At 62.3% G+C, this 11,263-nt stretch carries 10 protein-coding genes and 1 pseudogene; 8 read left to right on the forward strand and 3 right to left on the reverse strand.

The genetic code is table 11. From position 1 onward, the window contains the following. Positions 1–18: 18 nt before the first annotated feature. Positions 19–453: a VOC family protein gene (locus ACT3TP_RS18065; protein WP_096286644.1), complete on the forward strand. Its 435-nt coding sequence runs from the start codon at positions 19–21 to the stop codon at positions 451–453. A gap of 67 nt (positions 454–520) precedes the next feature. On the opposite strand, the gene ACT3TP_RS18070 is transcribed toward ACT3TP_RS18065, so the two are convergent. Beyond that, complete coding sequence (locus ACT3TP_RS18070) at positions 521–1,765, reverse strand: MFS transporter (protein WP_096286641.1); 1,245 nt, start codon at positions 1,763–1,765, stop codon at positions 521–523. A gap of 170 nt (positions 1,766–1,935) precedes the next feature. Here ACT3TP_RS18070 and ACT3TP_RS18075 point away from each other — a divergent pair, with 170 nt between their 5' ends. After that, the gene (locus ACT3TP_RS18075; RefSeq protein ID WP_181148404.1) at positions 1,936–2,880 is read left to right on the forward strand and encodes an endonuclease/exonuclease/phosphatase family protein; all 945 of its coding nucleotides are present in this window, start codon (positions 1,936–1,938) and stop codon (positions 2,878–2,880) included. A 4-nt stretch (positions 2,881–2,884) separates the two neighbouring features. On the opposite strand, the gene ACT3TP_RS18080 is transcribed toward ACT3TP_RS18075, so the two are convergent. Together ACT3TP_RS18080 and ACT3TP_RS18085 are read right to left on the reverse strand one after the other, a co-directional pair. Next, complete coding sequence (locus ACT3TP_RS18080) at positions 2,885–3,553, reverse strand: alpha-ketoglutarate-dependent dioxygenase AlkB family protein (protein WP_444621229.1); 669 nt, start codon at positions 3,551–3,553, stop codon at positions 2,885–2,887. 56 nt (positions 3,554–3,609) lie between these two features. Next, entirely contained in the window at positions 3,610–4,332 is a 723-nt protein-coding gene (locus tag ACT3TP_RS18085) for a sirohydrochlorin chelatase (protein ID WP_105552943.1), read from the reverse strand. A gap of 501 nt (positions 4,333–4,833) precedes the next feature. On the opposite strand from ACT3TP_RS18085, the gene cobA reads away from it, so the two are divergent. From cobA to ACT3TP_RS18115, 6 genes and pseudogenes are all read left to right on the forward strand, one after another. Beyond that, positions 4,834–5,847: a uroporphyrinogen-III C-methyltransferase gene (cobA, locus tag ACT3TP_RS18090; RefSeq protein WP_444621230.1), complete on the forward strand. Its 1,014-nt coding sequence runs from the start codon at positions 4,834–4,836 to the stop codon at positions 5,845–5,847. After that, a complete protein-coding gene (locus ACT3TP_RS18095; RefSeq protein WP_096286631.1) occupies positions 5,844–6,965 on the forward strand; it encodes a uroporphyrinogen-III synthase in 1,122 nt (373 codons plus the stop codon). The genes cobA and ACT3TP_RS18095 overlap by 4 nt, the downstream gene beginning before the upstream one ends. Before the next feature lie 245 nt (positions 6,966–7,210). After that, a complete protein-coding gene (locus tag ACT3TP_RS18100; protein ID WP_444621231.1) occupies positions 7,211–8,125 on the forward strand; it encodes a carbohydrate kinase family protein in 915 nt (304 codons plus the stop codon). A gap of 77 nt (positions 8,126–8,202) precedes the next feature. Next, positions 8,203–8,991 (forward strand): IclR family transcriptional regulator, encoded by a 789-nt coding sequence (locus ACT3TP_RS18105; protein ID WP_444621232.1) that lies wholly within the window; start codon positions 8,203–8,205, stop codon positions 8,989–8,991. A gap of 101 nt (positions 8,992–9,092) precedes the next feature. Beyond that, entirely contained in the window at positions 9,093–10,763 is a 1,671-nt protein-coding gene (hutU, locus tag ACT3TP_RS18110) for a urocanate hydratase (RefSeq protein ID WP_444621233.1), read from the forward strand. Positions 10,764–10,999: 236 nt separating this feature from the next. After that, positions 11,000–11,263 (forward strand): annotated as a pseudogene (locus tag ACT3TP_RS18115) (hypothetical protein); the annotation flags it as partial.

An 11,263-nucleotide genomic window follows, 5' to 3' on the forward strand; every position in this document is an offset into this window, starting at 1 on the left:
GCGAAAGGTCACTTCCCAATGTCCGTTGCTATGACCCCTTATCTGCAATTTGGCGGCGTCGCCCGCGAGGCAATGGAGTACTACCACTCCGTTTTCGGCGGAGAATACTCCGCCATGACATTCAAAGAAGGAATGGATGACGGCAATCCCGCCACCGCCGACCTGATCATGCACTCTTCCTTATTCGTCGATCGAGGACTGCACCTGATGGGTTCCGATGCCCTGCCGGAAATGAATGTGACCGGAAACGGCACCATTGCCCTGAGCAACGATGCCACCGACCCAGCAGACGAAGCGAAGCTCACCGCCTGGTGGGAGAAACTTTCCGAGGGTTCGCGCATCGATGAACCTCTGGCCAAGGCCCCGTGGGGTGACTCGTTCGGAATGCTGACCGACAAGTTCGGGGTGTGTTGGATGTTCAATATCGGCGCCGTAGGAAGCCAAGAGGGCTGACCAGTACAGCTGAGTGCGGGGCATGGATCCATTGGATCCACGCCCCGCACTCGTCAGCATTCGACGTTTAGCGTTGTTCCGGTGCGTCTACCCGTTCGAGAGCCGCTGCGGCGCCGATAACCAGGCCAAGCTTCTGGGCTCGGAGCTGGGTAATCCACGCGATCAGCAAGCCCAGGGCCGCAAGTCCGGCTCCGACCACCGACGGCGCACGGTAGCCCAGGCCCGCGCTGATCACGATCGCGCCGAGCGCAGCGCCGAGGGCATTGGCCACGTTGAGCGCCGAGTGGTTCAGCGACGCGGCCAACGACTGCGCATGTGGGGCCGAATCCATCAGCAGCGTCTGCAGGCTCGGGATCAGCAGCGAACCGACGCTGCCCAGGACGAACACCATGATGAGTGTTGGGATCACCCACGAGGCAACGGCGGCAAACACCAGCATGCTGATAACCATGAGCACACTGGCCAGCTTGATCGCTCCGAACACCGACCAGTCGGCCAGCCGTCCTCCGATCAACGAGCCGACCACCATGCCCACCCCGTAGAGCGCCAGGGCCAGTGGAACCAGCACAATATCCAGCCCGGTTTCGTCGGTGAGGGTTGGAGAAATATAGGAGTAGACCGCGAAGAACCCACCGAAGCCTACGATGCCGGTTGCCATGGCCAACCAGACTTGCAGGCTTTTAAGCGCCGAAAGTTCGCGGCGCATACTTGCTCCCGCTTCGGCCCTGCGCAGCGGGACGAAAATAGTGATCAAGGCAAAGGTGAGCAGCCCCACCGCGGTGACCACAAGGAACATCGAACGCCATCCGACTTCCTGGCCCAGCAAGGTCACCAAGGGGACACCGCCGACGTTTGCCACCGACAGGCCCAGCATTACCCACGCGATGGCTCGCCCACGCATGCTGCCGGGCACCAAATTACCTGCCAGCACACCTGCCAACCCGAAGTAGGCCCCGTGCGGCAGTCCGGAAAGGAACCGGGTGAACAGCATGGTTCCGTAATCCGGAGCGAAGAATGAGGAAAGATTTGCCACGGCAAAGAGCAGGATCAGTAGCTGCACCGCACGCTTTTTCGGGATTTTTGCGGCGACCGCGGTCAACAGCGGCGCACCGACAACCACGCCGATCGCGTAGGTGCTGATCACGAGCCCCATCTGGGAATTCGTGACGTTCAAGTCCTCGGCGCCTTCCTGGAGCAGGCCCATCATGGCGAACTCGGTCACACCGATGCCAAAGCCACCCATGCCTAGGGCAATAATTGCGAAGAGCAGTGTCCTGCCTTCTAAATACCGCGGGGGCGCTAAACGGTTCATTGGGGGCCTCTTACTTTGCTGCGATTCGGGTGTGTTCATGGCACGGCTACGTTGGCGCCCGTATCAATCGTAATGACAATACCTCTCGGGTACCCAACAGAGAACGCGGCGCGGGTATTCCACGCTCAATCCACGGCTGGGCGAGGAACATGTGGCACTGTGGAATTCTCATGTCCCATGCAGCTCATAAACGCCTCACCGCCGGCCGGATGGCCGCCCGGTTATTGATAGTTCTTTTGTCATTGGCACTGACCATAGTGCTAGTTGCCCACCGCAGCTTCCCCGAACGCGGTGGGCTCGGACTGTTTCTGGACAATTTGGCTCCCTGGCTAGGCCTCGGCGTGCCCTTGTTGTTCTGCTGGGCGCTGGCGGCGCGTGGCCGCATCTCTTTTTTGGTGCTCCTGCTTCCGTTGGTGGCTTGGTCGTGGATCTTTGGCGCGGCGTTCCTGCCGGCCAATGCCCCCGAACCGGCCGCCAAATTTATTGTCGCCACGCAGAATGTGCACGAAGACGGGGCGCACAGCTCCGCACAGGGTCTCCTCGCCACGGGCGCAGATCTGATAAGCCTGCAGGAACTGGGTGAAGGACAGGCCCAGGAAGTCGCTGCACTGCTGGAAGAAACCCACCCGCACCAGTACACCGTGGGAACCGTGGGGGTCTACAGCAAGTATCCGATCCTCGACGAAGAGCCGCTGGACCTTGGGTTGGGTTGGTCCCGGGCGGTGAAGCTGCGCGTTCGAACCGACGCCGGGGATGTGACGGTGTACGCGGTCCACGTGGCTTCGGCCCGGCCCCTGGAGCATGCGGAACGCGACCTGATGCTAAGCAATCTTGGACGCACGCTCGCCGCCGATCGGAGCGCGAAAATTATTGCCTTGGGCGATTTTAATGCGACCAATGCCGACCGCCATTTCTCGCCGGTCTCGGAGCAGCTCAACAAGGTGCCGCATGAGGGCTGGGGGTTCGGGATGACCTGGCCGAACCGTCCGATGCCCATGTTGGGCATCGACCACGTGCTGGTTCGCGGCCTCGATACCGGCTCCTCGGACACGTTGGCGGTGGGAGATTCCGACCACCGGGCGGTCATTGCCACCCTCGATCTGGCCTCCGAATAGCGGCCTAGCCCATCCCCGTCTCACGCAGCGTGATGTTGATCCGGCCGCTGCCCAGCGACCAGCCGGCCGGAGCCGTACCCGGATGGATCTTCGTCACCGCATGGAAGGCCCACCGGGCGGGACCCTCGAAGACGAACAAGTCTCCGGAAGCCAGACGCACATCTTGGTAGGGCTTGGTGCGCGTCTCGTTGTTGCCCAAGCGGAAGTTCGCGCTCTCGCCAATGGACAGCGAGACGATCGGTGCGTTGATTTTCTCTTCGGCGTCTTGGTGCATGCCCATGGTCGAGCCCGGCGGGTAGTAATTGATGATCGCCACATCGGGGTTGTAGCCCGCGGCTTTTGCTCCGTCCCCGGTCGTTTCCAGCACCGCGCGCCGTCCCAGTGACGCCAGCCAATCGGGCATCGGTGGCACCGGCTGGCCGTTGAGGTCTTCGGCGGTGCGCGTGTAGGTGTAGTTTCCCCAATGCCAGCCCAGGCATACCGTCTTGACCTTCATCGGGTGTCCATTGACCAGCGTGGAATGCGGCGGGACCGGTCCATTGCCCCAATCCAGGAAGCGTTCGGTCATCCAGTCCTGCTGCTCGCGGGTTAGCCAGCTGGGCAGATGGACCGCGCCCGCGCGCACGGTATGGGGCCGACGCTCGAAGGCGCCGTCATCGAAAAGCGACTGCATGTTTACACTGTGCCGTTCTTGGCCCTTGCCGGCAAGTGCTGAAGGTTGGTCCGGGCCTAGGATAACGCCGCCAGGAAGCGATGCAATACGAGGTTCACCAATTCTGCGGGCACCTCAGCGTCCGGGGCAAGCAATGGATCGCTGACCAGATCTGCGCCGCAGCGCTCGATCAGGGACTGAAAGTAGCCGGGCGCCAACAGGTAACTGGCCACGACCACGCGGTGTTGCGGGCTCGCCGCCCGGGCCGCGGCGACCGCTTCCCCCAGCGACGGGGTCGCCGCGGCCACGAAGGCGGCGGTAACCTGCACCCCCAGCAGGCCGGCCAGCAGGTTGGCAACCTGTTGGCAGTCATGCACGCCCTGGGCCAGCCGTGTCCCCGCACCGGCGAGGATGACAGGTTCGCCGCGCCGCCATCCGGCCTGCACGAGTCGGTGCTCGATAACCAGAGCGAGCGACGGGTGCGGGCCGAGGGCCGGTGCAATGCGAGTATTGGGCCGAAGCGCCGCCGCCTCGGTGAGATCTTGATCCACGTGCACACCCCGCGAAAGCAGCAGCGGCACGAGGACCGCGTGCTGCTCTTCGTCCGGCAGCCCGAGGAGCAGCGTACTTGCCCGGGGCTCTTGGACGTCGACGAATGACTGGTGCACGGCCACTGAGGCCGCCCGGCGGATTTCCTCCACCAAGGAGTTGATCGCCCGTTGGCCTGCCGGATCGCTGGTGCCGTGCGAGACGGCCACCAGGGACTCGGTTCGCGGTTCGGTTGTTGATCCCCCGCTCATGCGGGCTGACCGGGCTCCGGCATTTCGCGGGCAATGAGTAGGCCCATGATTCTTCCCTTCGGTAGTTTCGAGGCTCGTTGTCACGAGCCTGTGGTTGCAGTCTACGAAGCGCCTGTTACGGCCGATCGCACGGTTCTGTTGCGCCCAGGTAAATCTCGTTTCACCGGCATTGGCCACGGCCAGGCTTCATTGCGCGGCGGCGCAAACACGACCCCCGTAGTTCTCGTCGAGTTTATGTATGAATTATTCCTATGGAAACAAATGGGAAATTTCGGGGCAAAGGTTCCTCGATAGTGTTGTCAGCATCGAGCCATCGAGAATCAAGTGGAGCTGACTTCCCATGTCAAACCGTTCAAATGATCAAACGACCCATACTGCCGGCGACTGCTTGCCCGCTCACCGCATCACCGAAGCGGCGAGCGGAAAAAAGGTTTTTGTTGGACAAGCAGGCTTATTCGGCGCCGACCACACGGCTTGCGAACTCGCGGCGGAGTCGATCCGATGAACGGTACAGCGTTCGAGGTCAAGGGTTGCACGCTGCTGCTCGCCGGCGGGCTGAGGGGTGCACGCGGGGCAGCGGAGCATTTCATCGCGCAGGGGGCGCAGGTACTTTCCGCGGATACCCCGGAAGGTGGACTCGTGGCGCTCGAAACCGCGAACCTGCTGGTCATCTGCGATGCCTTGCCCCAGCGCTTCCAGCCGCTGCGCGAAGCGGCCCAGCGGCGGGGACTGCCGGTCTTGACGCGCCAACCGGCCGCCGACTCCGGCCAAATCACCCTGGTCGGTGGTGGCCCCGGCGCACTTGATCTGCTGACCGTGCGAGCGGTCAGCGCCTTAGCCGACGCCGACATGGTCTTCGTTGACCGGTTGGGCCCCGGCGATCTCGTGCGGAAGCTCGCCCCGCAGGCGGTGATCGTGGATGTTGGCAAGCAGCCCGGGCACCACAAGGTCAGCCAATCCCAGATCGAAGAGCAGATGCTGACCGCCGCCAAGGCCGGTTCAAATGTGGTTCGGCTCAAAGGCGGAGACCCATTCGTATTTGGCCGCGGATTCGAAGAGATGGCCGCGGCCTCCAAGGCAGGCATCGCCATCAGCGTGGTGCCCGGACTCAGTTCCTGCATCACGGTTCCCGCGGCCGCCGGCATTCCGGTCACGGCACGCGGTGTGAACCGGGTATTCTCGGTCATTTCGGGCCACGACCCGCTGGAAAGCCAGCAACTGGAGCAGCTCACCGGGCTGGGCGGCACCATCATCATCCTGATGGGCATGGGAACCCTGGAAAGCACCGCTTCCGGCCTGCTGCGCCAGGGCATGGCGGCCACCATGCCCTGTGCAATCGTCGAATCCGGGACCACCGGCGAGCAACGCACCACCTTTGCAACGCTGGCCACCTTGACGGCGACCTCCCGGGCGCGCGGGTGCGCGAATCCTGCGGTGATCGTCATCGGCGAGGTGGCGGCCCTGCCGCAGCGGCTGCTGGCCGAGGAAATGGCAAATTTTGGGGCCAGCGCATGAGCGCGCTGGATCTGCCACTGTCCGGTTTCAGGATCGCGGTGACCAGCGACCGGCGGTCGGCCGAACTCATCGAAGCTCTCGAACGCCGCGGCGCCGAGGTCACCCACGCACCGTTGCTGAAGCTCGCACCGCTGGACGACGAGGCACTGCTCGTGGAGCAGACCAGGAAGCTGATCGAGTTGCGCCCGGAGGCGGTGATCATCTCCACCGCCTATGGGCTGCGGCGCTGGTTCGATTCGGCCGAGGCCGCAGGGCTCGGCCACCAGTTGTGCCAGTCGATGAAGGCCGCGAAGCTCTACGTGCGCGGTGCGAAGGCCCACGGTGCGGTGCGCGCCCTGGGATTCCACGCCGCCGGTGTCGCCCAGGACGGCACCACCGCCGGGCTGCTTCCGCTGCTGGGGCATTCGATCGCGGGGCAAACCGTGGCGGTGCAGCTGCATGCGGACAGCGACCATGGGCTCGCCCAGTCGCTGCGGGATCTGGGTGCGTCGCGGGTACTGAAGGTCGAGCCGTACCGCTGGCTGGACACCAGCTCCGACCAGCACCTTTCGCTGCTGGTCGAGGGGATCTGCGCCGCGCATTTCGACGCCATCACCTTCACCAGCGCGCCCAGCGTGCATGCGCTGTTCGCCGCGGCCCGCACGCGCAATCGCTACCAGGCGCTGATCCGCTCGTTGAACGAACGCATTGCGGTGGCAACGGTGGGCCCGGTGACGGCGGCCCCGCTGCAGTCCTCCGGTGTGCACGGCGCGTTGGTTCCCGAACGCCACCGCATGGGCGCGATGATTCTGCAGCTGGTCGAGCATCTGGGCGCGCTGGGCACACTCAGCGCGCCGACGGTTTTCGGGGAATGCGAACTGCGCGGGCGCACGTTGAGCCTGAACGATGAGCGCTGCGAACTCACCCCGGCCCAGACCGAGATCCTGCGCTGCCTGCTGGAGGCCGGAGGATCGGTCGTCTCGCGCGACGAACTCGGCGCCGTGCTGCCCACGGTGTCCTCGAAGCACGCGCTGGACATGACGCTCAGCCGGCTGCGGCGCACGCTCCCGCACCCGGACCTGATCACCACCGTCATCAAGCGCGGCTACCGGCTGAATGTCGAGGCCGCGCGCTATTGAGTCCTCCGGCCGGCTGAATCCCGGGAACGTTCAGGATTCGGCAGGCCGGGGCCTCCTGCCCCCGCCGGTTCAGGGGAACGAGGGCCGAAGGCGACTCACCGATAGCGGTGGTTCCTGATAGCTCAGCGCGAATAAGCTCACCGATTTTCCACGGTCTCGACACGCATTTGTGAGGTTCCGCGCAATAAGCGCCGAACCCACGCCCCGGAAATGGCTATTTAGGTGAATTTCCGTAGTATCGAGTCATGGCACAGATACAGGTGGTTGGCGAAGCTCTAGCCGATATCGTTGATGACGTGGCTCATCCAGGTGGCTCCCCGATGAATGTCGCGGTGGGCCTAGGACGCTTAGGCCATCAAGTCAACTTGCATACAGAGCTAGGCGAAGACGCGTACGGCAAGTTGATCGCCGCGCACCTCGAAAATTCCGGTGTAGCGCTCGCGGCCGGCAGCTTCGCGCAGCAGTCCACGAACTCCGCCACGGTTTCCGTCGACGGAGTGGGCGACGCGAGCTACGAATTCGACTTGTCCTGGGAACTTCCGGGCGGCGTCCCAAGCTCCGAGGCGCAACTCCTGCATGCAGGCTCCATCGCTGGATGGCTGGCACCGGGGTGCGAAAAAGTATTGGAAGCATTCCAAGCCTCGCCGTCCACGCAATTGCGCAGCTATGACCCGAATCTGCGTCCGCAGCTGATTCCCAAGCGTGCCGCGGCGCTGAAGCAGGTAGAAAAACTGATGGGCCTCTCCCACGTGGTCAAGCTCAGCGATGACGATGCCTTGTGGCTCTACCCCGGTTGGGACTGCCAACGAATCCTGGATCATATTCTGGAACGCGGCGCCAAGCTTGCCGTCATGACCTTCGGGGCACGCGGCGCTACCGCCCGCACGAAGAACACCGAGGTACTCGTCCATTCCCGTGCGGTGAAGGTCGTGGACTCCATCGGTGCTGGCGACGCATTCATGTCCGGCCTGCTTCATGGGCTGCTCAATAGTTCGTTGGCGCAGGCGCTCATCACAAATGGCGAAACCTTGGACCAGAAGGAATTGGAGTCTGCGCTGGCTCTGGCGACTCGTTGTTCGGAGCTGACAGTACTGGTTTCCGGCGCCAACCCGCCGAGGCTCGAACAGCTCAACGAGTCTTTTCAAGACCAAACTTCCTAGGGAAGAAAACGCTCCTTTGCTCAGAGTCTTGCTAGAGTTCCCTAGCAGGCAGGCGTTTTTCGACTAAGGGGTCATTAATGGGCAGCAAGGTTCCGGCAGCGGAAAATACGCTCCGCGTCTTGCGTTTACTCGCAAGCCGAAAGTCGCCGACCCCGGCGGCGATGATCGCCAAGCTGCTGGAGCTGCCCAGATCCAGTGTGTACCAGCTGCTGAATGTGATGCTCGAACAGGGTTTCATCGCCCATTACCCCGAGGAGAAAGCCTACGGTTTGGGGGTATCGTCCTTCGAGCTCTCCAGTGCCTACACCAGGCAAGAACCTCTGGCTAGGTTCGGAGCACCGCTGATTGCGCAACTCGTGGACAAGGTAGGCGAAAGCGCCCATCTGGCCGTGCTCCACGGGCCTGACGTGCTCTATATCGTAGAGGAACGCGCCAAGGGCCGCCCCTCGCTGGTCACCGACGTCGGGGTGCGCCTGCCTTCGCATTTGACCGCCTCGGGCCGCGCGATTCTGGCTGCCCTGCCGAAGTCACAGGTTCGTGCGCTGTACCCGGGCACCTCAAGTTTCAGCAATCGCGCGCAAGATAGCGGGATCAATTCCTATCAGCAGCTACGCCGCGAGCTGGACCAGACAGCAAAACGCGGGTTCGCCGTAGAACGCGGGGATGTCACCGCGGACTTCCATTCCCTTGCCGTCGAAATACAGGATGCGAATGGTTGGCCGGTAGCCGCGGTTGCGGTGACGTTCCTCGGTGATCGGGTCCCCGAGGAACGTTGGGAACCGTTGCTCGAACAGATTCGGCAAACCGCAGGGCAGCTGACCAGCCGGGTGCATGGGCGACGCCTCGCTCCGGTACGCCCAGTCTGAAATTCCGGACATGACCCTCTGCTAGGGCGTACCTTCCTTGCCTGCTTTGGCCAATGATGGAAGGTAGAAAGTTACTTCCGCTGCTGCCAAAGGAGCCCATCATGAATCATGAACCACGAGTCGTCCGCGCCCCGCGCGGTACCCAGCTAAACGCCAAGTCTTGGGCAACCGAAGCCCCGCTGCGCATGCTGATGAATAACCTCGACCCAGAAGTTGCCGAGCGCCCCGAAGACCTCGTCGTCTATGGGGGAACCGGCAAGGCAGCACGCTCGTGGGAAGCATTCGATGCAATTGTCGAGACGCTAAAGGACCTCGAAGAAAACGAGACCTTGCTGGTCCAGTCGGGCAAGCCCGTCGGCGTCTTCCGCACCAACAAGTGGGCACCTAGAGTGCTCATCGCCAACTCGAATCTGGTGGGCGACTGGGCGAGTTGGGAGCACTTCCGCAAGCTAGAGGCCGAAGGCCTGATGATGTATGGCCAGATGACCGCCGGCTCGTGGATCTACATCGGCACCCAAGGCATTTTGCAGGGAACCTATGAAACTTTTGCTGCAATCGGCGCGAAACGATTCAACGGTACGCTGGCCAACACGCTGACCCTCACCGGCGGTTGCGGCGGTATGGGTGGTGCCCAGCCATTGGCGGTGACCCTGAACGATGGGGCCTGCCTGATTGTGGATGTGGACGAGTCGCGTCTGCGCCGACGCGTTTCGAAGCGTTACCTGGATGAGGTGGAGCTGGATCTCGATAAGGCTCTAGCCAAGGTAGCAGCGGCTAAGGCCGAAGGCCGTGGGCACTCGGTAGGTTTCGTCGGCAACGCGGCGGAAGTTTTCCCGGAGCTATTGCGCCGCCAGAAGGCAGGCGAGATCTCGATTGACGTCGTCACCGATCAGACGAGTGCCCACGACCCGCTGAGCTATCTGCCGGTGGAATACACGCTGGACCAGTGGGCCCCCGCTGCGGCCGCAGACGCCGCCGATTTCACCTTCAAGGCCCAAGCATCGATGGCCAAGCAGGTACAGGCGATGGTCGAGTTCCAGGACCTCGGCGTCGAGGTCTTCGACTACGGCAACTCAATCCGCGATGAAGCACGCAAGGGCGGGTACGAGCGTGCTTTCGAATTCCCTGGCTTCGTTCCGGCTTACATCCGTCCGTTGTTCTGCGAGGGTCTAGGCCCATTCCGTTGGGTTGCGCTCTCCGGCGATCCAGAGGATATTCGCGTAACTGACCAAGCGCTCAAGGAACTGTTTCCAGAAAACGATCACCTGCACCGTTGGCTGGATGCCGCGGCGGACCGTGTCGAATTCGAAGGCCTGCCTGCACGCATCTGCTGGTTGGGCTACGGGGAACGCCACAAGGCGGGCCTGCTATTCAACCAGCTGGTCGCCGAAGGGAAAGTCTCTGCGCCAATCGTCATTGGACGCGATCATCTGGACTCGGGTTCGGTGGCTTCCCCATACCGGGAGACCGAAGCCATGGCCGACGGCACGGATGCCGTCGCCGATTGGCCGCTGCTCAATGCCCTGACCGCGACGAGCTCCGGTGCTTCGTGGGTTTCGATTCATCACGGCGGTGGCGTGGGCATGGGACGCTCGATCCACGCTGGTCAGGTGTCCCTAGCCGACGGCACGGAAATGGCCGCCGCAAAGCTAGAGGCCCTACTAACCAACGACCCTGGGATGGGGGTCATCCGCCATGTTGATGCTGGCTATGACCGCGCAATTGAGGTTGCCGCCGAACGCGGCGTACGCATACCGATGAACCAGAAATAGCAATATATAGTTTGTTTTCGAGAGCCACGGGGATCTTCAGCGCTAATGTTGAAAGTTCTCGTGGCTCTCTATTGTTCATGGGAAATTTGCCGTTCCGTTAGGCAATTCGAAACAAAGGTGAGCGTTACCTGACCGTTACATAGCATTTCACGGTTAGAACTTGCACATACCTTGGGCACTGCGAATGTGGGGCCATAGCGTGGGACTCGTCAGGAACCACGATCAAGGAGGACTCCATGTCCGAGCACGATTCAAGTGAGCAGTTCGGGAACTTCGACAACAACAATGCTGAGGGCACCAGCCACTCCGACTCTCAAAGCGGCTATGAGAATAGCAGTGGCAACGACGAAAGCCAGACCTATTCCGAGAACAGTGCTAACGAAGGCAATGATTTCGGTAACGACGGTGGACAGTCATCCTACGGCGGCGGTAGCGGCCAAGAATCCGGCCAGGAATCCTACGGCAGCAACAGCAACCAAGAATCCGGCCAGGAATCCTAC

It is taken from the genome of Glutamicibacter sp. AOP38-B1-38, from assembly GCF_052377485.1.
Classification (GTDB): domain Bacteria; phylum Actinomycetota; class Actinomycetes; order Actinomycetales; family Micrococcaceae; genus Glutamicibacter.